Source organism: Streptomyces sp. HUAS MS02 (genome assembly GCF_055702265.1).
The window spans coordinates 8926369-8945883 of the sequence record NZ_CM146747.1 but is presented as its reverse complement, the minus strand read 5'-3'; the positions used below and the strand labels follow the sequence as shown (position 1 = coordinate 8945883).

At 70.5% G+C, this 19515-nt stretch carries 20 protein-coding genes; 5 read left to right on the top strand and 15 right to left on the bottom strand.

Annotated features, from left to right (window positions below; translation table 11 throughout):
* Positions 1-9 precede the first annotated feature (9 nt).
* The 12 genes from ACZ9QC_RS38655 to ACZ9QC_RS38600 form a co-directional block, all read right to left on the bottom strand.
* Positions 10-207, bottom strand: a complete 198-nt coding sequence (locus ACZ9QC_RS38655) for a hypothetical protein (RefSeq protein ID WP_472917360.1) — start codon at positions 205-207, stop codon at positions 10-12.
* Between the two features lie 130 nt (positions 208-337).
* The gene (locus ACZ9QC_RS38650) at positions 338-859 is read right to left on the bottom strand and encodes a hypothetical protein (RefSeq protein ID WP_472917359.1); all 522 of its coding nucleotides are present in this window, start codon (positions 857-859) and stop codon (positions 338-340) included.
* Positions 860-889: 30 nt separating this feature from the next.
* The gene (locus ACZ9QC_RS38645; RefSeq protein ID WP_472917358.1) at positions 890-2608 is read right to left on the bottom strand and encodes an MFS transporter; all 1719 of its coding nucleotides are present in this window, start codon (positions 2606-2608) and stop codon (positions 890-892) included.
* Between the two features lie 240 nt (positions 2609-2848).
* The gene (locus tag ACZ9QC_RS38640) at positions 2849-3688 is read right to left on the bottom strand and encodes a class III extradiol dioxygenase subunit beta (protein WP_472921925.1); all 840 of its coding nucleotides are present in this window, start codon (positions 3686-3688) and stop codon (positions 2849-2851) included.
* A 1-nt stretch (position 3689) separates the two neighbouring features.
* Complete coding sequence (locus ACZ9QC_RS38635) at positions 3690-4046, bottom strand: protocatechuate 3,4-dioxygenase (RefSeq protein ID WP_472917357.1); 357 nt, start codon at positions 4044-4046, stop codon at positions 3690-3692.
* 47 nt (positions 4047-4093) lie between these two features.
* A complete protein-coding gene (locus tag ACZ9QC_RS38630; RefSeq protein ID WP_472917356.1) occupies positions 4094-4840 on the bottom strand; it encodes an SDR family NAD(P)-dependent oxidoreductase in 747 nt (248 codons plus the stop codon).
* Positions 4837-5118, bottom strand: a complete 282-nt coding sequence (locus ACZ9QC_RS38625; protein WP_055539197.1) for a muconolactone Delta-isomerase family protein — start codon at positions 5116-5118, stop codon at positions 4837-4839. The genes ACZ9QC_RS38630 and ACZ9QC_RS38625 overlap by 4 nt, the downstream gene beginning before the upstream one ends.
* A 25-nt stretch (positions 5119-5143) precedes the next feature.
* Positions 5144-5845, bottom strand: coding sequence for an alpha/beta fold hydrolase (locus tag ACZ9QC_RS38620; RefSeq protein ID WP_472917355.1), 702 nt, complete (start codon positions 5843-5845; stop codon positions 5144-5146).
* Entirely contained in the window at positions 5842-6870 is a 1029-nt protein-coding gene (locus tag ACZ9QC_RS38615) for a Rieske 2Fe-2S domain-containing protein (RefSeq protein WP_472917354.1), read from the bottom strand. The genes ACZ9QC_RS38620 and ACZ9QC_RS38615 overlap by 4 nt, the downstream gene beginning before the upstream one ends.
* 57 nt (positions 6871-6927) lie before the next feature.
* Positions 6928-7959: a PDR/VanB family oxidoreductase gene (locus ACZ9QC_RS38610; RefSeq protein WP_472917353.1), complete on the bottom strand. Its 1032-nt coding sequence runs from the start codon at positions 7957-7959 to the stop codon at positions 6928-6930.
* 122 nt (positions 7960-8081) lie between these two features.
* Positions 8082-8375, bottom strand: coding sequence for a hypothetical protein (locus ACZ9QC_RS38605; RefSeq protein WP_472917352.1), 294 nt, complete (start codon positions 8373-8375; stop codon positions 8082-8084).
* Positions 8372-9121 (bottom strand): PIG-L deacetylase family protein, encoded by a 750-nt coding sequence (locus ACZ9QC_RS38600; protein WP_472917351.1) that lies wholly within the window; start codon positions 9119-9121, stop codon positions 8372-8374. Before ACZ9QC_RS38600 ends, ACZ9QC_RS38605 begins: the two co-directional genes overlap by 4 nt.
* A 362-nt stretch (positions 9122-9483) precedes the next feature.
* On the opposite strand from ACZ9QC_RS38600, the gene ACZ9QC_RS38595 reads away from it, so the two are divergent.
* On the top strand, positions 9484-10167 hold the full coding sequence (locus ACZ9QC_RS38595) for a 4-carboxy-4-hydroxy-2-oxoadipate aldolase/oxaloacetate decarboxylase (RefSeq protein WP_472917350.1): 684 nt from the start codon (positions 9484-9486) through the stop codon (positions 10165-10167).
* Positions 10168-10517: 350 nt separating this feature from the next.
* Here the strand turns inward: ACZ9QC_RS38595 and ACZ9QC_RS38590 are convergent, their stop codons facing one another.
* Both ACZ9QC_RS38590 and ACZ9QC_RS38585 read right to left on the bottom strand, forming a co-directional pair.
* Positions 10518-10877 carry a hypothetical protein gene (locus ACZ9QC_RS38590; protein ID WP_472917349.1) on the bottom strand — a complete coding sequence of 120 codons (360 nt, stop codon included), beginning with the start codon at positions 10875-10877 and terminating at the stop codon, positions 10518-10520.
* A gap of 70 nt (positions 10878-10947) precedes the next feature.
* Positions 10948-12573 carry an AMP-binding protein gene (locus tag ACZ9QC_RS38585; protein WP_472921924.1) on the bottom strand — a complete coding sequence of 542 codons (1626 nt, stop codon included), beginning with the start codon at positions 12571-12573 and terminating at the stop codon, positions 10948-10950.
* 298 nt (positions 12574-12871) lie between these two features.
* Between ACZ9QC_RS38585 and ACZ9QC_RS38580 the strand changes: the two genes are divergently transcribed.
* From ACZ9QC_RS38580 to ACZ9QC_RS38565, 4 genes are all read left to right on the top strand, one after another.
* A complete protein-coding gene (locus tag ACZ9QC_RS38580) occupies positions 12872-14521 on the top strand; it encodes a GAF domain-containing sensor histidine kinase (protein WP_472917348.1) in 1650 nt (549 codons plus the stop codon).
* Complete coding sequence (locus tag ACZ9QC_RS38575) at positions 14515-15156, top strand: response regulator (RefSeq protein WP_472917347.1); 642 nt, start codon at positions 14515-14517, stop codon at positions 15154-15156. The genes ACZ9QC_RS38580 and ACZ9QC_RS38575 overlap by 7 nt, the downstream gene beginning before the upstream one ends.
* A gap of 192 nt (positions 15157-15348) precedes the next feature.
* A complete protein-coding gene (locus ACZ9QC_RS38570; RefSeq protein ID WP_472917346.1) occupies positions 15349-16260 on the top strand; it encodes an SDR family NAD(P)-dependent oxidoreductase in 912 nt (303 codons plus the stop codon).
* A gap of 270 nt (positions 16261-16530) precedes the next feature.
* Complete coding sequence (locus tag ACZ9QC_RS38565; protein WP_472917345.1) at positions 16531-17988, top strand: aldehyde dehydrogenase family protein; 1458 nt, start codon at positions 16531-16533, stop codon at positions 17986-17988.
* A gap of 221 nt (positions 17989-18209) precedes the next feature.
* Here the strand turns inward: ACZ9QC_RS38565 and ACZ9QC_RS38560 are convergent, their stop codons facing one another.
* Positions 18210-19391: a cytochrome P450 gene (locus tag ACZ9QC_RS38560; RefSeq protein WP_472917344.1), complete on the bottom strand. Its 1182-nt coding sequence runs from the start codon at positions 19389-19391 to the stop codon at positions 18210-18212.
* Positions 19392-19515 lie beyond the last annotated feature (124 nt).

The following is a 19515-nucleotide window of genomic DNA, read 5'->3' as shown; positions in this document are numbered from 1 at the left end:
CTTCGGGGCTCACTCCGGCAGCTGACGCATCTCCAGGACGCGCAGCCCCAGGGACTGGCAACGGGCCAGCAGCCCGTACAGATGCGCCTCGTCCACGACGTGCCCGAACAGGATGGTGTGGCCGGACATGACCACGTGGTCCAGTTCGGGGAAGGCACCGGTCAGCGCCTTCGACAGCTTTCCGTCGACGCGGATCTCGTAGCGCATGAGCGGTGCACCCCCATTCGTCTTCTCTTCGATGTTCGTCTTCTCTTCGATGTTGGTCTTCTCTTCGATCGTCGGTCCTGCGGCACCGGCCCGGCCTCACCCCGGGGAGGTGAGTCGACGGGTCGAGGAGTCAATGGGTCAGATAGAGCTTGAACGCGATGATCAGGAGGCCGAGCAGCAGGTTCACCGAGGCCGTGACGGCGACCAGGCCCCACGGGGCGTGGACGCGGCGGGCCGCCGCCACCGACCAGCCCACCTGTCCGAGCACGGCCACCGCGAGCGCCAGCCAGAGAGCGCCCGGCACATCGAGGCCGAGGAGCGGGCTGACCGCGACGGCGGCGGCCGGCGGGACCGATGCCTTGACGATCGGCCACTCGTCGCGGCACACCTCCAGCACGATCCGGCGGTCCGGGTGCCGTTGCGCGAGCCGCGCTCCGAACAGTTGGGCGTGCACGTGCGCGATCCAGAACGCCAGGCCGGTGAGCAGCAGCAGAAGGACGAGTTCGAGGCGGGGGTAGTCCCCCAGGGTCCCGGCGCCGATGATCACGGAGGAGGCGAGCATCGATCCGTAGACGCCGCCGGTGTAGTCGGCCCGGGCCCGTCGCTCCGCGTGGCGCTCGCCCCGGGACGCAGCTCGCCCTGTCGTGGACATCGTCCCCACCTCCTCTCTGCACCGGCCGATTCAGTGTTCCGAGCGGCGCGGGGCGGCCGGGTCGCCCCGGGCGCCGCCGCCACGCGGCTGCGGCCGATGGAACCGGTCCGGCACCGGTGGTGTCTCCCGGTCCGTTCCCGGCGGTACCGGACGGCCGGTTCCCGGTGCTGCCGGACGGCCCGACCGCCCGCCCGGCAGTCCTGGGGTGACCAGGAACGCGGCGAGGGTGATGCCTCCGGTGGCGAGGATCGCCGCCTTCAGGCCGTCCAGCTGGGCCGAGGCGTAGGAGTCGGCGAGGGCGTCGGCCTCGGTCGGAGGCAGCCCGGCACGCTCGGCCGCCGTACGCACCTGCTCGGTGGAGACGAAGCTGATCCCGGCCTCGAGCGCGACACTCGTCTGTTGCTTGGCCTCCTGCGACAGTGCCGGGTCGTCCTCGACCTGGGAGGTGATGGCCTGGGCCAGGGCGCCGATGAGCAGCGATCCGATGAGCGCGGTGCCGAGGGCGGACCCCAGGTTCTGGGCCGTGAACTGCAGACCGCCGACCTCGCTGCGTTCCTCCTCGCCCGCGCTGGACTGCACCACGTTGCCCAGTTGCGAGGCGAGCAGCCCCATGCCGATGCCGAGCAGTGCCATGGCGAGAGCGAACTGGGTGTCGTCGATGACGGGATCGATGGTGGCCAGCAGCCACACGATGGCCCCGGCCAGGGTCAGCAGCGCCAGCCGTACCACCCGGCGCGGCCCGGCCCGCCGGCCCAGCCGGGAGGCGACCAGGGAGGCGGCGAGCATGGTGACGGACACGGGGAGCAGCCGGAGTCCGGTCTGGAAGGCGTCGAAGCCCTGCACGACCTGGAGGTAGAGCGGGATGGTGAAGAACAGCCCGAGCAGGATCAGGTTCTGGCTGAGCAGGGCCAGCAGACCCGAGCGCAGCGGGGGCCGGTGCAGGAGGGGCAGGTGGACCAGGGGTTCGGCGCCACGGGCCGTGCGTCGATGCTCCCAGCGCGCGAAGACGGCCAGGACCAGCGCCCCCGCACCGACGACGAAGAGGGTGGGGGCGAAGCCCATGACGGTGAACGGCGGATTGCGGGGCTGCACCCAGCCCCAGGTGCTGCTCTGCAGCACACCGAGCACGCCGAGACCGAGGCCCGCCGCCGACAGCGCGGCGCCGACCCCGTCCATCGAGGGCCGGGGCCCGGTCCGGGGTGCTTCGCTGATCGCCCGGCGGAAGCACAGGATGCCCAGGACGACCACGACCTCACCGGCGAAGACCAGCCGCCAGGTGAGGTACGTCGTGACCCAGCCGCCGAGCAGCGGGCCGACGGCGATACCGGCCCCGGCCAGCCCGCCGATGACGCCGTAGGCGACGGCCCGGTCCCGGCCCCGGTAGGACTCGGCGACGAGGGCGGCCATGGCCGGCAGCACCATCGCGGCGCCGAGGCCCTCGATGACCGACCAGCCGAGGGCGAGGACCCACAGGGTGGGCGCTACGGCGGTCAGGGCCGAGCCGGTGCCGTAGACCATCAGGCCGACGAAGAAGAGCCGACGGCGGCCGAGGATGTCGCCGAACCTGCCCCCGATGATCATGAAGGCGGCCATGACCAGGGCGTACAGCGTGATGACGGCCTGGATGGCGGTGACCTCGGTGTCGAAGTCCTCGACCAGTTGACTGATCGAGACGTTCATGACGGACGTGTCCAGCACCATCAGGAACTGTGCCGTCCCGAGGACGATCAGAGCCCGCCACTGCTTCACGGTGTCCTCCTCGCCGATCGGACAGGGAACGCCACCGCCGCCACCCGGACGACGGCTGTTCCACCGTCTCCATCGCAGCTCAGAATCCGTGCCGACGCCTCACCCGCCACGGGCGAGGCAGCCATCACACGGCCGACGACCACGATCCACCGGGGCTGCGGGTAGCACCTGAGACCGGCACCCGGCGCGCCCGGCGCACCACTGATGCCAGAGCAAAGAGGGCACGATCCGCGCCGCGCTTCACGTCTCCAGGTTCTCGAACAGCACCATCCCGGCGGCCGTGTTGGATGCGGGAACGTGGTAGACGTCGCACACGCGGCGGATCCGTGGCCCAAGGGCGCCGCGCATGATCAGCCACATGATGAGCTCGATGCCCTCGGAGCCGGCCTCGCGGATGTAGTCCTCACGGGTCAGCGCGGCCAGCTTCTCCGGGTCGTGCTCGATGGCGTCGAGGTACATCCGGTCGAAGTCCTGGTTGATCAGTCCGGCGCGGGCGCCCGCGAGCTGGTGGGACATGCCGCCGGTACCGAAGACGGCGACCTTGAGGTCCTCGGGGAAGGAACGGATCGCCTCGCCGAGGGCCTTCCCGAGTGCGAGGCAGCGCGCCGCCGTGGGTTGCGGGTACTGGATGACGTTGACCAGGACGGGAACGACCGTGCACGGCCAGCTCTCCCCCGGGTCGGGGCAGTACACCGACAGCGGCACGGTCAGACCGTGGTCGACGGCGAGGTCCTGGAACACCGTGATGTCGAAGGAGGAGTCGACCAGGCTCTCCACGAGGTGGTCGGAGAACTCCGGGGCGCCGACGACGGTGGGGACGGGACGGCTGCCCCATCCTTCGTCCGCCACCAAGTACGAGGCCGCCGCGCCGATCGCGAACGTCGGTGTGACCGACATGTCGACGGCGTTGGCATGGTCGTTGTAGACGACCACCGCCACGTCCGGAGTGTGCCGGGCCATCCACTCCCGGGCGGGGGCGTAACCGTCGAACAGCGGCTTCCAATAGGGGTCGTCGGTCTTCTGGTGGTCCATCGCCGCGCCGATCGACGGTACGTGCGAGGTGGCCAGACCCCATATCACCTCAGCCAAAGCTCCGCCCTCCCGCTTTCAGCGCCTGAGTGAACTCCTCGGTGGTCATGCCGGTGAACACGCCACCGAGGTACTGCATGGACTTCTGGTCCAGGACCGCGAGTTTGAAGACGTAGAAGATGGAGCCGCCCAGCTCCAGCATCCGTGTCCAGTCCCGGCTCAGGACCGCCTCGCGCTGCTCGGCCGTGAGTCCGTACGCCTCGCAGTACGCCTCCTCGTCGGCGCTGAACCTCGCCCGGTTGCCGGCGTCCTTCAACGACCCGCAGAGCCGGTTCAGTGCCCGGCCGCGACGGTTGTCGGCGGTGTCGAAGACGTAGGTGCCCGGAATCCGGGGTGTGCTGGTGGACATGGCTCTTCTTCTCCCTTCCTCTTCTTCCGCTGCCGTGCCACGGCCGTTCAGTGGAGCAGCCCTCCGCCGTCGCAGACGAGCGTCTGGCCGGTGACCATGGCCGCGTCCGGCGAGGCCAGATACGAGACGAGCCCCGCGAAGTGCTCCGGGGTGACGTACTCCTGAATTGCCTGCTGCCGCATGGTCGCGGCGAAGGTCTCGTCGCCGGAGTGGGCCCGCGTGCCGGGGGTGGCGACCTGAGCGGGGGCCACCGCGTTGACGGTGATCCGGTGCTCGCCCAGTTCGCGCGCCATCACCCGGGTCATGCCGATCAGTGCGCCCTTGCTGGCGACGTAGGCGAGCTGGCCCGGTGAGCCGGTGAAGAAGGTGCGGGAGGCGACGTTGATCACCCGTCCGCCGTGTGCGCTCTTGACCAGCCACGGCACGCACGCCTGCACCATCAGCAGGGGGCCGACGGCGTTGACGTCGAAGAAGCGGTGCAGCTCCTGCGGGGTGGTCTCCAGCAGACTGTGCCGACCGGACAGCAGGCCCGCGTTGTTGACCAGGACGTCAAGGCCGCCGTAGGTCTCCGCGATCTCCTCGACGGCGCGGCGCGTGGCGTCCGGGTCGCTGACATCGCAACGCCAGGCTCGTACACCGGCGATGCCCGCCTCGTCGTCCGCCTCGTCGTCCGGTTCGGTGATGTCCAGGGCGGCGACGGTGAACCCGTCGGCGCTCAGTCGGCGGACGATGGCCCCGCCGAGTCCGCCCGCCGCTCCCGTGACCACCGCGACGCGCGGGCCCCGAGCGGTCACGGTGCCTTCTCCTGCGGGTGAGTGGCCAGGGCCTCGACGGTGATGTCCATCCACTTCCACATGGGCAGGGACATCAGGGCGTCGTGCAGTTCCGCCGGATCGGCCGCCTCGTACAGACCGATGGTCGCGTTGCGGCCCGGCACCCGCCACAGCCGTTTGAGGATGCCGGCCTCGCGGAGTTCCTGCGCCCGTGCGCGCTCGCCCTTGCGCAGGCTTTCGCGGACGTCGTCAGGGGTGTCGGGGGGAAGGGTGTTCTCGGTGCGGACCAGGAATTCCATGCGTGGTGTCCTGCCTTTCAGGGCTTCAGGCCAGATCCAGCAGCAGGTCCGCCAGTTCGCCGGGGGCGGTCACCATGGCCTCGTGGCCAGTGGCGATCTCGTGGAGCGGCCAGCCCCGGGCGGCGGCCCGCTGGGCGTGCGGGGTGAACACCCGCATCCAGTCGGTGCACTCGACGAAGGCTCCGGGCACCTGGTCGGCCTTGCCGGTCAGCCGGAGCGGTTCGGTGTACGTCAGCCACGGGTGGGGGGTCAGCCGGGGGCCGAGCCAGTCCAGATCGGCCTGTTCCTCCACTCCCAGGACGCTCAGTGAGCGCACCGGAATGAGCCAGCCGAAGCCGGGTCCTGCCACGGACTCCCGGTAGTGGCCCGCGATGGTGGCGGGCTGCAGGTCGATCGCCGCGTCCCCGTCGTCGCCGACGAAGGCATCCAGGTAGACCCGCTTCGCCAGCCGCTCGGGGACGCGGTCCGCGACCCCGGTGACGACCTGGCCGGCGTAGCTGTGCCCGACGAGCACCACATCCCGCAGGTCATGGGCCTCGATCAGGGCCACGACGTCCTGGATGTGCGTCGTCAGGCCCACATGGGGACCGAGCAGGTGGGCGCGGTCACTCACCCCGGTGAGCGTGGGGGTGTGCACCTCGTGCCCGGCGGTGCGCAGCGCCGGTGTCAGGCGCTGCCACACCCAGCCGCCGTGCCAGGCCCCGTGCAGGAGGACGAAGACCTTCATGCCGACACGTCTCCCCGCTGCTCGCGGGCGAGCATCTTCGCCAGCGCTCGGCGTCCGCGCAGAGCGGCCAGATCGGAGCGGATGCTGGACTCGACGGTGCCGCCCGGGTCCGTGGCGTACATCAGCTCCTGGGCCTCCAGGGCGTCGACGTCCTCCTGCATCACCGCGAGCTGCTGTTTGTGCTGGAACTCGCTGAGCTCCTCGTCGTCGATGAGGTAGTCCCGGGCCAGGGCGTAGAAGTCGTGGGTCTCGTTGCCCAGGCCGGGCGTCATGCCGTACAGCACCTTCATGTGGAAGCCCTCGGGTTCCTCGGTGCCGGTGGCCGCGACGCGGATGTGGAGGATGAAGATGCCGGGCGGGTGGAACTCCCCGTCCTGCCAGCGGTCCACCGGAGAGGTCAGACCACAGGACTTCTCGTAGAACGGTGGAGCCTCGATACCGGTCATGCGGCGGCTGAAGGCGACCCGGTCCCCGTCGACGGTGACGTCGATCGGGGTGGCGGCGACGGCCGCGTTGCCGATGCTCGTCGGGTGCAGGAACGTCTCGTGGGTGAGGTCCAGCAGGTTCTCCACCAGCAGCAGGTGCCGTGCCTTCAACGGGACGACGCCGTGCACATGGGTCCAGTTCGGGTCGGTCAGCCACGAAGTGTCCGGCAGCAGGCCCGTGTCGGCCGGTTCGGGGTCGCCGGGCCAGATCCAGATGGCGCCGTCCTTCTCGACCAGGGGGTAGCGGCGCAGCGCGGCCTTGGGCCGGTCGGCCTGCTCGGCGACACCGACGCACAGGCCCTCACCGTCGAAGCGGTAGCCGTGGTAGTCGCACTGAAGGATGTCGTCGTTGTCGAGATGGCCGAGCGACAGCGGGTACTTGCGGTGGGGGCAGCGGTCCTCGACGGCGGTCGCGGTGCCGTCGGACAGCCGGTAGAAGCAAACCGGGATGTCCGCGATCCAGCGGCGGGTGAGCGTCCGGCCGATCTCGTCGGACCAGGCTCCCAGGTACCAGCCGTTGCGCACGTGTGAGGAGAGCATGACGGCGACGCCTTTCTCTTCGAAGACTTTCCTTGAGGTCGGGCTGACGCCCGGGAGTCAGAGGTCCAGGACGAGGCGTCCGCGGGCGCGGGAGACACAGATCAGCATCGTGTCGCCGACGGCCCGCTCGTCATCGGTGAGCAGGGAGTCCCGGTGGTCGATCTCGCCCGCCAGGACGCTGGTCTCGCAGGAGCCGCAGATGCCCTCCTCGCAGGAGGACATGACCGGTGCGCCCGCCGCTTCCACCGCCCTGAGCACGGACTGTCCGGGCTGCACGGTGAGCGTCACCCCGGTCGAGCGCAGTTCCACCTCGAACGGTTCGTCGCCCGCGCCCTCACCGGAGTGCTGCCCCGGGGCCGCGGCGAACCGCTCCACGTTGAGCGATCCCGCCGGCCAGGTGGCGCACTGGGCCTCGACCGCGACGATCAGCCCGGCCGGTCCGCAGCAGTACACCAGGGTGGAGGGGGCGGGTTCTTTGAGGTGGCCGGCGAGGTCGAGCAGACCGTACTCGTCCTGCGGCCGTACGGTCACGCGCTCGCCGTAGCGCTCCAGTTCGGACAGGAACGCCATGGAGGTTCGGCTGCGGCCCCCGTAGAGCAGGGACCAGTCGGCCCCTGTCGCGTCGGCCTCGGCGATCATCGGTAGCAAGGGGGTGATGCCGATGCCACCGGCGACGAACAGGTACCGCCTGGCCTGCCGCAGCGGGAAGTTGTTGCGCGGGCCGCGTATCCGCAGCTCGCTTCCCTCGCGGACGTTGTCGTGGATCCACCGCGACCCGCCGCGTCCGTCGGGTTCCCGCAGCACCGCGATGCGCCAGCAGTCGGTGACGGCCGTCGGGCCGCACAGCGAGTACTGGCGTACCGCGCCCGTGGGGAGGACTACGTCGATGTGCGCGCCCGGCTGCCAGCGCGGCAGCGATTCGCCGCCCTGCGGTGCGAGCGCCAGGGATGTGACACCATCCGCCACCGTCTGCCGGGCCAGTACGGTGACGGTGCCGTCGTACTCGGTCTCGCGCGGCGCCGGGGTGGTCGAGGCCGTTGCCGTCCCGAGCGGGAGCGCGTCCAGGGCGGCGGGCGACGGGCTCGTCATGTGCGTCATCTCCTCGGCACGGTCGGTGGTGCGGTGGCACGTTCGACGCTAGTCGTGGAGTACGCGCAGGTCGTCGCGCTAATGACCGGACCCGGACGGCGAAAGGTCACGATCCGCCTACGTCATTCGTCGTGCCCGCCGTGCTCCCGGCCGTGCCGTGGGGTTTGGTCGAGGTGGATGCGCAGCGGGCGGTCCGCGGTCCAGAGCGCCTCCACCACGGCGTGCAGATGCTCGGCGTCGACCCGCCACAGAGGTTCGCCGTAGCGGTCGTCCCGCGTGACGCCGTCCGACGGGACGACGGTGGCCAACAACTCCTGGTGACCGGGGGCGCGGTCCGGGCCGTCCGCCCCTGGCGCGAACGCCACGAACAGGTTCTTTTCGCGGAAGGGCACCCAGATGTGCGTCGCCGACGTCATGCCAGTACCCCCGTCGTCTCGGGGTACAGGCGCACGTACGCCTCGCCCATGGTCCCGTGCGCAAGGCCCAGGTTGGGGCCGGCGTTCCGCTTCAACTGGACGCCACGGCGCTTGGCGAGGTCGGTGTAGTAGTCCCACATGTGCTGCTGAGCGGCCAGGCACTCCATGGCCTTGCGCTTCTTGTCGAAGACGGTCGTGATGTCCAGCAGGACGTTCGGCTTGAAGTCGCACTGCTCGGGCTGGTGCGGCTCGAAGAAGAACACGGGGGGAGCGCCGAGCGGTTCACCGGGCGCGTCGTAGCCGATCGCCTGGGCCAGCACACGGGCCTGCAGCGCCATACGGGCGGCTGCGGGGTGGTCGCCGTTGTAGGGGTCGGTGAGGGTGTGCGTGAGGACGACGGCGGGGTTCACCTCGCGGTACACGCGCACGATGCGGTCCACCAACTCCGGTGTCTCCGGCAGGGGGTAGTCCCCGGCGTCCAGGAACTCGATCTCCGCGCCCAGCGCGGCGGCGGCGTTGGCGGCCTCCGTACGGCGGAGTTCCTTGATCTCGTCGAGGCGGAGGCCCTCCCGCCAGGCCTTGGCGGACTCGCCGCGTTCGCCGAAGCTCAGGCACAGCACCTTGGCGTGCTGCCCGCGTTCGGCGGCCAGGGCGATGGCGCCGCCGGCCCGCCAGACGAAGTCGCCCGCGTGGGCGCTGATCACCAGCAGGGCGCCGTCGGAGGGTTGGGACGTGGTGGGGGTCATCGGGACTCCTTGGGATCGGACGGGGGCCGGACGGGATTCGGGCTCGTGTGCCGGCCGGACGGTCGGGTCGTGGGGGATGCGACGAGTCCACGTGGACGAGGTCGTGTGCCGGGCGGGGGTGCCGAGGCGCGTGCCGGCAGACCTGGCGGAAGCGGGCCCGGCGAGGAATGCGGCTCTGAAGTGATGCCGTGTGTGAGGGCGCGCACCCTACGAACTCCGGCCCTGTGGAACGGCGTTGGCGCGAAGAGAGCAGGTCGGCACCGGCCGACCGCCGGGTCACCATATCGCGGAAGTTTTTGTTGACAATAGTGTTGACTTCAAGCAATCTCCTGGCACCATTTCTGGAGCAGCTCGGAGGAGACGTGCCCAGTCGTCACGTAGTCGTGAGGAACATCGGCCGACCGGCCCCGGACGTGGTCGCCCGGCTCGCCGAGGCAGGGGTGTCCACGGTTCACGAGGCCATCGGCCGTCGTGGCTTCGCGGGCACCGACCTGAGGCCGAACCAGCGGAGCGTGCGGATGGCGGGCCCTGCGGTGACCGTCAGCTCGCACCCCGGGGACAACCTGATGATCCATGCGGCCGTCGAAGTGTGCCGTCCCGGGGACGTCCTCGTGGTGACCACCACCTCCCCGTCCACGGACGGCATGTTCGGCGAACTGCTGGCGACGTCCCTGGCCGCCCGTGGTGTCATCGGCCTGGTCACGGCGGCCGGGGTACGCGACACGGCCGAACTGCGGGAGATGGGCTTCCACGTCTGGTCGCGGGCCGTGTCCGCCCAGGGCACGGTGAAGGCGTCCCCCGGTTCCGTGAACGTGCCCGTGACGCTCGGCGGGGTGTCCGTCCGGCCCGGTGACGTCGTGGTCGCCGACGACGACGGCGTGGTCGTCGTACCGCTCTCGGAGGCGGAGAAGGCGGCCGAGCTCGCGGAGAAGCGGCTCGCAAAGGAAGCCGTCACCCGGGAGGTCATGCGTTCCGGGACGCTGGGCGTCGACCACTACGGGCTGCGCGCCCGGCTCGCCGAACTCGGCGTCACCTACCAGGACTGACCCTCGCCGATCGCCGGCCGGACACGGGAGAGCGGCACCTCCGGATGCGGGCGCCGACCGTCAGAAGGGCGGGCGACACCCGGAATGAGCTGGTCTTTCCCCCATGGCCCCACGGTGGATGGTGCCGACGCACAATGAGCACTCCCAGTGGTTCCGGCGCCCCGGCCCTTCCCTCGGAATCGATGTCACCGAAGGGACCAGGGACGCGCTGCTGCGCGGCGAGTACGTGCCGCGCCAGCGCCTGGTCGAGACGGACTTCTGCGAACGGTTCGGTGTCCGAGCGGGATCCCTTGAACCGGGCGTCCGCGACCGCGGCTGCCGGGGCCGTCGCGCTGGTCGGCAGTCGCTCTTCACCTAGGTGAGGCGAGGTCGGCGGTGAAGGCGCCGCTGGTAGCCCGGGTGCCCCCGATCTCCAGTTCCCCGGTGGCCTCCTCGGTACGGCCCACGGCCGTGGTGTCCTGCCCGACGAGCACCTCGTCGACCCGGCAGCCAGCCTGTGAGCCACTGATCTCACCCGCCCCGAGCCGTCGACCCCGGCTCCGGCCTCCTCGCCGGAAGCGCCGACGGAGGGTCCGGCCTGCGGGCAGTCGAGAGAGAGCCGCCGGGGCGTCGTCCTGGATGTAGTCGATGGACACGTGCGGGCCGCCGACGGCCAGGGCGGCGGCCGTCACCACACCTGCGATCAGCAGGCGTTGGGGACGCCTGAGCATGCCAACCGCTCTTCTTCATGTATGTGGGCGAAGGGCGGCCCTGGAGCGGGACCCCGCCCCGGAGCGACCGTCAGCTTCCCGAGGATCCGGCTTTCTGGGCCATGGTTCTGGCCCAGGCGACTTCGAGCTTGCCCGTCGGTGTACGGGGCAGGGTGCCCGTCAGCACGACGGACCGTGGGACCTTGTAACCGGCGAGGCTCCGCCGGACCCAGTCGGAGAGTTCCTCACCGGTGGCGGCGGCGCCGGGTGCGACCGCGACCACGGCGGCCACCCGCTCGCCCCACGTCTCGTCGGGCACGCCCACGACCACGCAGTCCGTCACATCGGGGTGCGTCAGCAGCACGTTCTCCACCTCCTGCGGGTGCACCTTCTCCCCGCCGGTGTTGATCACGCCCGAACCGCGTCCGAGGAATCTGATCGCGCCATCGGTCTCGATCTGGGCGAGATCGCCGGGTATGGAGTACCGGACACCGTCGATGACGCGGAAGGTCCGCGCGCTCTTCCCGGTGTCTTTGTAGTAGCCGAGCGGCATCGGCCCGGAATAGGCGAGCATCCCCGTCTCACCGCTGCCGGGCTCGACGAAACGGTCCCCCGCGCCGATCACCCTGGTCGCGGGCAGCGGATGGAACCTGGCCGGCAGCTCCCGCACCGACGAGGTGATCGCCAGGGCGAAGGGGCCGCCCTCACTGGAGGCGATGGCATCGACGACCGTGACGGCGGAGCGTTCGTGCAGTGCCGTCTTCAGCCGGTCGTCGAGTGCGGTGCCGGAGCTGAGGATCGTGCGCAGGGAACCCAGGTCGTACGGTGTGCCGGCGGCTTCGGCGCGCACCAGTTCGTCGACGAGCGGCCGGCAGACGGCGTTGCCCGCGACCAGCAGTGTGTCGATCTCGCGCTCGGCGAGCGTCCGCCAGACGTGGACCGGATCCAGTCCCCCTTGCCGTCCCATGACCGCCCGGCCGCCCACGAGGAGGGTGCCCATGGTGTTGAACAGACCGGTGGCGTGCATCAGCGGGACGACCGGCATCGTGGTGGGCGCTCTGCCTTCGTGGCGGGCGGCGACCGCGACCGACGCGGCTTCGTCGAGTGTTCTCGGCAGCTCGGTGACGCCGGCCTGCCGGAGGATCGGGATGGAGTGGAGCAGGTCGCCGAGCTGCCACATCACACCCTTGGGCTTGCCCGTGGTGCCGCCGGTGTACATGAAGAGCCGATCCGTTCCGGGCCGGGGCCGGGCCTCGCGGGGCGGGTGCGCCGCGAGCAGTTCTTCCAGCTCGGGCACCGCGGGTCCGGCCGGGCCTTCGGCGGGCGGGCCTCCCGCCCTCACAAGCAGCTTCAACGTGCGGACGTGTCCGGCGGCGTGCGTCACCCGGTCGGCCAGGGCGCCGCTGAAGACAAGTGCCGCCGCGTCGGCGTCCGTGAGCAGCTCGGACAACTCCTCGCCGGTGTAACGGTAGTTGGCGTTCGCGGGGACGGCGCCGACCTTGAACGCGGCGTAGACCGTCTCCAGATACGCGGCGCCGTTGTACAGGTAGCAGGCCACTGTGTCGCCCGCCCGCACTCCGGCATCCTCCAGCGCGGCGGCCAGCCGTGACGCGCGCTGGTCGAACTCCCGGTAGGTCAGTTCGCGGCCGGGCTCGACGATGGCGACGGCATCGGGCAGGGCGCGGGAGACCGCCTCCCAGATGGTGCCGATGGACACGTCCAATGCTCGGACCTCCTCATCGTGCGGGTTCGGACACCCGGCAGCGCCAACTCGACAGACCATGCGGCCGAGTTCACCCAGGGTGGGAGCCATAGGCTAGGGAGGTTCGGCCCGGCAGGGAACGCGAGCAATGACTCAACCCGCTCGGCGCTTCGGCGGGTGATGAACAGGTCAAATGACGTAGCACCGCCCCAGGCGCGCCGGGCTACGATGCTGCCGTCGGCCGTGCCCCGACCCCTCCCCTCGCGAGCGCACCTCACCCCGTGGGGGCGTTGCGCAGATGAGGAGGCAGGTCATGCCGGATCCACCGCTCGTCGAGTGGGGGGACGTCGCGGCCGCCGCGATGGACGGCCTCGCCGTGGTCGACAGTGCCTGCCGCTTCGTCCAACTGAATCCCGCAGCCGTCGCGCTGTGCGGCGAGCGCAGGGAAGCAGACCTCATCGGTGTACCCGCCCCGTTCGCTCTGACGAGGAAGCCCACCGCGTGCCCGGGGCTGCTGGAGGACGAGCCGGACGAGCAGGTGGCTTACTGGGTGACCGGCTCCGGGGAACGGCGCGCGTTCGCCTACCGGGCCCGCGGCCTGCTGAGAGACCCGAGTCTCCAGGTCGTCTCCTTTCGCGACGTGACCGACGAGGGACACCGTTACCGCAGGGTCGCGGCCATCGCACGGACCTCCGTCGCCCTGGCCTCCGAGGGATCACTGGGTTCCACCCTGGACGCCGTCGCCCGGCAGATCGTCCAGACCGACGGCGTGGCCGGGGTGCAGATCCTGACCCTGGACAGCACCGGCCGGGAACTGCGGCTGATGGGCTCCGCGGGGATACGACGCTCGGACGTGTTCCTCGACCGCCTGCTGGAGTGCCGGGACCGAGGCGCCCGGCTGTGCATGCTGGACGTTTTGAGGGAACGCAAACCGATCGTCGTCCCCCACCGATGGGACCAGATCCGCGAGGACCCGGCCTGGGAACCGCTGCACGACTACCTCGGCGAACTGACATGGGACTCCTTCGTCAGTGTGCCGCTGACGGTGCGCGGCCGTGCCGAAGGCGTGCTGAACGCGTACTTCGCACCGGGACAGGAGGTCGGCCCCCGGACGTTGGAGTTCCTCGCCGCGATGGCCGAGCAAGCCGCCCTCGCCGTCGACTACGCCACTCTGCTGCAGCGGGAGCGCGACGGAGCGCGCCAGGACGAACGCCAGCGCCTCGCCCGGGATCTGCACGACTCGATCGTCCAGCAGGTGTTCTCGATCGGCATGCAGGCCAACGCGGTCGGAGTGCTCGGGACACGCGGTGTGCCGGTACCGGCCGAGGCCGTCCAGCACTTCGCGGACGAGATCGGAACACTGGCGCGGACCGTCCTTGCCGACCTGAGGGCGATGGTGCACGAGCTGCGCCCGTCCTCCACCGCCGACCTCGGGCTGGAGGAAACGGTGAGCACACTCGTCAAGAGCACCGAGAACCGGACAGGTCTGGACTTCCACCTCCGGTTCGGACGAGGGCTGGACACGATCGATCTCGAACTCGCCGAGGATGCCTACCGGATCGTCGCGGAGGCCATCCACAACGTGGTCAAACACGCGGAGGCCACCCTCGCCGTCGTCCGCCTCGGCGTCCACGGTCACACACTGACCGCGAGCGTCTCCGACAACGGTCGTGGCCTGCGGGACCCGAGCGGGCACCCGATTTCCCCGGAGGGCGATCGGGGCGCCGGCTCAGGGCAAGGCACGGAGGGCTACGGACTGACGACCATGCGGGAAAGGGCGGAACGATGGGGTGGCAGCATGAGGATCAGGTCGCGCGCGAAGAAGGGTACGACCGTGCGCGTGGTCATACCCCTGCCCGTGCGGGTTCCGGACCTGTCCCCCGAGGACCCGGACAGCTCCGCGAACACGGCGTTGACGGTGCCGCTCCGAGCAGCGGGCGACCCCGGCCGACCCGGGTGCTGATCGTGGACGACCACGCCGTCGTACGCCGTGGCATCCGCGCCTACCTTGAGGTCCTGGACGACATGGAGGTCGCGGCGGAAGCAGCCGACGGGCAGGAGGCACTCACCCGGCTGGACGCGATGGCGGCCCACGGCGAGCTGCCGGACGTGGTGCTGATCGATCTGCTCATGCCCCGGATGGACGGTTCCACGGCGATCGGCCTGATCAAGGAACGTCACCCCGGGGTGCGCGTCGTGGTGCTCACCAGCTTCGGCGAGATGGAACGTGTCCACGCCGCCCTCATGCAGGGGGCCGCCGGATATCTGCTCAAGGACGCGGAGGCCGGCGAGGTGGTCTCCGCGATCCGCGCGGCGGCACGCGGAGAGGTCTTTCTCGACCCCGCGGTGGCCCGAGGGCTCACCCAGGAGATCGTCTCGCCGCCGACCGGGCTCGGCTCACTCACCAGCCGGGAACGAGATGTCCTCGTCCTCGTCGCCGAGGGGCAGTCCAACCAGCAGATCGCCGACGAGCTGGTGATCAGCGAGCGCACGGCCCGTACGCACGTCAGCAATGTGCTGCGCAAACTCCGTCTCACGTCACGGACCCAGGCGGCGCTCTTCGCCGTACGGCAGGGACTGGTACCGCCGCGCGGCTGACTGCGGCGCGGTGAGCGTCCGCTCCCGCAGGCAGATCACCGCGGTGAGCGGCACCTCCGAGCGCGACACATGTCCCGGTTCCGCCGGGACACAGGACGGCCGCCGAAACCGTCATCGGGCAGATCCTCCAGGAGCCGGGCCCTCCCTACGCTCGGGGGAGCGCCACACCGACTGCCTGCTCAGGAGGACAACATGCTCGACGGCCGAGTCGCGATCGTCACGGGTGCGGGCCGCGGCCTGGGGCGGGCCTACGCCCGTGCGCTGGCGGCAGCGGGCGCCGCTGTCGTCGTGAACGACCTCGACGCCGACGTGGCCGCGGAGGCCGTAGGCGCGATCACCGCGGTGGGAGGCTCGGCCGTCGCCCATGTCGGCGCGGTCGGCAGCTCCGAGTTCGCCGACGCGCTGGTCGAGCGGGCCGTCGCCGAGTTCGGTCGCCTCGACGTGATGATCACCAACGCCGGCGCCCTGCGGGACAGGACCCTGCGCAACACCACCGACGAGGACTTCGACCTCGTCGTCACCAGCCATCTGCGCGGCACGTTCACCTGTGGACGTGCCGCGGCGGCCCGCTTCCGTGAGCAGGGCGACGGCGGCCGGCTCATCCTCGTGGGTTCGCCCGCGGGGCAGCGTGCCAGCTTCGGCCAGACGGCCTATTCGGCCTCCAAGGGCGCGATCGTCGCGATGACCCGCACATGGGCTCTCGAACTCGCGAAGAACGACGTCACCGTCAACGCCGTCGTACCGACCGCCCTGACCCGTATGGTCGCGACCATGCCTCGTGTCGGTGACCTCGTGGCGAAGGTGGACGCGGGTGAACCGGTTCCCGTGGGAGCCCGCCGCCAGGGACTGGGCTCCCCGGACGACGTCGCCCCGCTGATCGTGTACCTGGCGTCGAAGGAGTCGGCCCGCGTGACCGGTCAGGCCATCGCCGCCGGAGGAGACCGGATCGCCCTGTGGACGCACCCCACCGAGGTCGCGACCCGCCTCCGGCCGGGCGGCTGGTCCCCCGATGCCGTGAACGAGCTCTTCGCCGACGCCTACGCGAACCAACTGCAGGACTTCACGGCCACGCCGCTCGATCTCGAAGCCATCGGAAGCATCTGACGGTTCCGGTGGCGACCAGGGCTCCGGGACCCTCGGCGCCCGCCGGGGCTGTGCCGGTCAGTGGAAGCAACAACTCCTGAACAGCAGGCCCCATGAATGTCGGATGTCGTGAACGGCGTACGTCATCTGTCTCCACTTGCCCAGATGTCGTTCGTTCCCCCTTTGTTCGGCGGCAGTGCGCGGTCATCATCCGAAAACCTGCCGGTCGCAGTGGTGCGGCCGGCTCGGCACGGTGACGGTCGCGGGCCGCACCGAGGAGGCGAGCGGATCATGAGCGTGCAGCGGCCGCACATCGAGCCGGGTGAGTTGTTCATCGCCGGAGAGTGGCGGGCGCCGGAGGCCGGGGGGCGGCGTGATGTCGTCGACCCGTCCACCGGCAAGGTCGTCACCACGGTCGCGGAGGCCGAGCAGGCCGATCTGGACGCCGCGGTGGCCGCCGCCCGCGAGGCGTTCGACGAGGGGCCGTGGTCGCGGACGCCGGCCCGCGAGCGCGCTCGTGTGCTGCACCGGGTGGCCGACCTGATCCGTGAGCGGGCGGACGAGATCGCCGCTGTCGAGAGCCTGGACGTCGGCAAGCCAGTCACGCTGTGCCGGGCGGTGGACGTCGAGACCGCGGCGGAGACCTACGAGTACTACTCGGCGCTGGCGCAGAGCCTGGACGGGGCCGCCCGGCAGATCCCGATCCCCGCCCACGCCTACACCCGGCGGGACCCTGTCGGCGTGTGCGGGCTGATCACCCCGTTCAACTTCCCGCTGATCCTCAGCTCGTCCAAGCTGGCCCCCGCGCTGGCCGCCGGCAACACTGTCGTGCACAAGCCGGCCGAGGACACACCGCTGAGCGCGCTGCTGATGGCGGACATCCTCACCGACGCCGGTGTGCCCGCCGGTGTCGTGAACGTGGTGACCGGCGGCGGCACCATGGGCGGGGCCCTGCTGTGCCACCCCTCCGTGGACAAAATCGCCTTCACGGGTTCCACCAGGATCGGACGTCTCGTGGCGGGCACCGCGGGCGAACAGCTCAAGCCCGTGACCGTGGAACTGGGCGGCAACGCCCCGCACATCCTCTTCGAGGACGCCGATGTGGAGAAGGCTGTCGGTGCGGTCATCAAAGGGTTCGTCTTCAACACCGGGCAGTTCTGCATGGGCGCCCCCCGGCTGCTCGTCCACAGGTCCCTGCACGACACGATCGTCGGCATCCTCACGCAGGCCGTACCCGACGTACCCGTCGGCGACCCGTTCGACCCGGCCACCGTGGTCGGCCCGATGGCGGGCGAGCGACAGCTGGAGAACGTCGAGAAGTACGTCGAACTCGCCAGGAAGGACGGCGGTCAGGTCGTCGTCGGTGGGGAACGACTGGAACTCGGCGGGGGCTACTACTACAGGCCCACCGTCATCACCGGACTGGACAACGACGCCCGCACCGTGCAGGAGGAGATCTTCGGCCCGGTCCTGACCGTCCAGAGCTTCGACACGGAGGACGAGGCCGTGGCGATGGCGAACAGCACGCCGTACGGGCTTGCCGCCGGTCTGCACACGTCCGACCTGGTCCGCGCCCACCGTGTCGCCGCGCGTCTGCAGGCCGGGATCGTCTGGGTCAACGACTGGGCCATGCTCGACCCCTCCATGCCGTTCGGCGGCGTCAAGCAGTCCGGCTACGGACGCGAATCGGGCCCGGAGGGACTCCAGGAGTACACGAAGACCAAGTCGGTCGTCATATCCCTGGCCTGAGCCGGAGAGCCGTGTGGCCCTTGCCCCGTACGAGGCAAGGGCCACAGGTGGTCGTGTGTCCGTCAGCCTGGGCGGCGTACGCGATGTGCTCCGGGGTGACGTAGGCCGATGCCCGATGGGCGCGTCGTGCGACGGCGTCGGCCGACCATCGGGCCGTGCGGCGCTCGGCTGTCCGGCCGGAGCCGGCGACCGTGCCGGCGGCCGGATCGTGGCCGGTGATGTCAGCGGACTCGTACGGGCAGGCTGCTGAAGCCTCGGGTGACGTTGTTGAGCGCGCGGACGGGTTCCCCGGTCAGCTCGATCCGTTCGACACGGGTGGCGAGGGCCTTGAAGACGGCGTGGGCTTCCAGCTTGGCGAGGCCCTGGCCCGCGCAGGCGTGGTTGCCGAAGCCGAAGCCGAGGTGGTCCAGGGGGTTGCGGCGGATGTCGAAGCGGTCGGGGTCGGTGTAGTGGCGCTCGTCGCGGTTGGCGGAGCCGTAGCTGTGCATCACCCGGGCGCCCGCCGGAATCACGACGCCCTCGCCGAGGTCGACGTCGCGGGTGGTGACCCGGGAGAAGACCTGGATCGGGCTCTCCATCCGCACGATCTCGTTGAACGCGGCCGGGACCAGAGCGGGTTCACCGCGCAGCGCCTCCCACTGCTCGGGGTGGCGGGCGAACAGCCAGACACCGCTGGAGATCACGGAGACGGTGGTGTCGAACGCGGCGACGACGTAACCGGCGAGCAGCCCGGTCGCGCCCTCGACGGGGATCTCGCCCCGTTTGTGGGCCGCCAACACACTCCAGCCGAACCCGCCCGGAACGAGGTCCTCCTTGGCGACGACCTCACTGAGATACGCCATGAGTGCCTGCACCTTCGGCTCGGCGGCCGAGGTGCGGGCTCCTGCCGGGCCGCCGGAGTCGAACCATCCGGCCGCCATGTCCAAGAGCTCGTCGCGTCCCTTCTGCGGCCAGCCGATCAAGTCCATGATCACGTGGATGGGGAGGTCCTGGGCGAGGTCGGTGACGGCGTCGAAGTCGCCGCGCTCGACGAGGCCGGCGGCGAGTTCCCCGGCACGCCGGTCGATGTTCTCGGCCACCGACCGCAGCGCACGCGGCGACAGCCGTTCGGTGAACAGCTTGCGCTGCTGGGTCTGTGAGGGCGGGTCCTGATGGATCAGGGCACCGTCCCACGCGCCGTTGAAGTCGTCGTTGAGGCCGATACCGCGCGCGGAGGAGAACGTCTGCCAGTCGCCGAGGGCCGCTCGGACCTGCTCGTAGCGGCAGACGAACCACAGGGCGTGACGGGTGAGGTGGACAGCGGGTCCCAGGTCGCGCAGCGCCTTGTAGTGCGGATAGGGATCGGCGAGCGCCTCGTCGGCGAACAGGTCGACGTCGGAGGCGGGATGTGCGGCCGTGGTCATCGTGATCTCCTTCGATCAGGTCGGCTGCGGTGCACGCTGACGCCGATCGTCGATGCCCGGTACACGGCGGGGCAGGGGTGTTCTACGGGGTGGGTACCCGATTCGCGTACCACCGTCCGACTGG

Excerpts from the sequence above, each read along its gene's own strand:
- ACZ9QC_RS38655 (WP_472917360.1), bottom strand. The coding sequence starts at position 207 with ATGCGCTACGAGATCCGCGTCGACGGAAAGCTGTCGAAGGCGCTGACC.
- ACZ9QC_RS38650 (WP_472917359.1), bottom strand. The coding sequence starts at position 859 with ATGTCCACGACAGGGCGAGCTGCGTCCCGGGGCGAGCGCCACGCGGAG.
- ACZ9QC_RS38635 (WP_472917357.1), bottom strand. The coding sequence starts at position 4,046 with ATGTCCACCAGCACACCCCGGATTCCGGGCACCTACGTCTTCGACACC.
- ACZ9QC_RS38625 (WP_055539197.1), bottom strand. The coding sequence starts at position 5,118 with ATGGAATTCCTGGTCCGCACCGAGAACACCCTTCCCCCCGACACCCCT.
- ACZ9QC_RS38620 (WP_472917355.1), bottom strand. The coding sequence starts at position 5,845 with ATGAAGGTCTTCGTCCTCCTGCACGGGGCCTGGCACGGCGGCTGGGTG.
- ACZ9QC_RS38615 (WP_472917354.1), bottom strand. The coding sequence starts at position 6,870 with ATGCTCTCCTCACACGTGCGCAACGGCTGGTACCTGGGAGCCTGGTCC.
- ACZ9QC_RS38610 (WP_472917353.1), bottom strand. The coding sequence starts at position 7,959 with ATGACGAGCCCGTCGCCCGCCGCCCTGGACGCGCTCCCGCTCGGGACG.
- ACZ9QC_RS38605 (WP_472917352.1), bottom strand. The coding sequence starts at position 8,375 with ATGACGTCGGCGACGCACATCTGGGTGCCCTTCCGCGAAAAGAACCTG.
- ACZ9QC_RS38600 (WP_472917351.1), bottom strand. The coding sequence starts at position 9,121 with ATGACCCCCACCACGTCCCAACCCTCCGACGGCGCCCTGCTGGTGATC.
- ACZ9QC_RS38590 (WP_472917349.1), bottom strand. The coding sequence starts at position 10,877 with ATGCTCAGGCGTCCCCAACGCCTGCTGATCGCAGGTGTGGTGACGGCC.
- ACZ9QC_RS38580 (WP_472917348.1), top strand. The coding sequence starts at position 12,872 with ATGCCGGATCCACCGCTCGTCGAGTGGGGGGACGTCGCGGCCGCCGCG.
- ACZ9QC_RS38570 (WP_472917346.1), top strand. The coding sequence starts at position 15,349 with ATGCTCGACGGCCGAGTCGCGATCGTCACGGGTGCGGGCCGCGGCCTG.
- ACZ9QC_RS38565 (WP_472917345.1), top strand. The coding sequence starts at position 16,531 with ATGAGCGTGCAGCGGCCGCACATCGAGCCGGGTGAGTTGTTCATCGCC.
- ACZ9QC_RS38560 (WP_472917344.1), bottom strand. The coding sequence starts at position 19,391 with ATGACCACGGCCGCACATCCCGCCTCCGACGTCGACCTGTTCGCCGAC.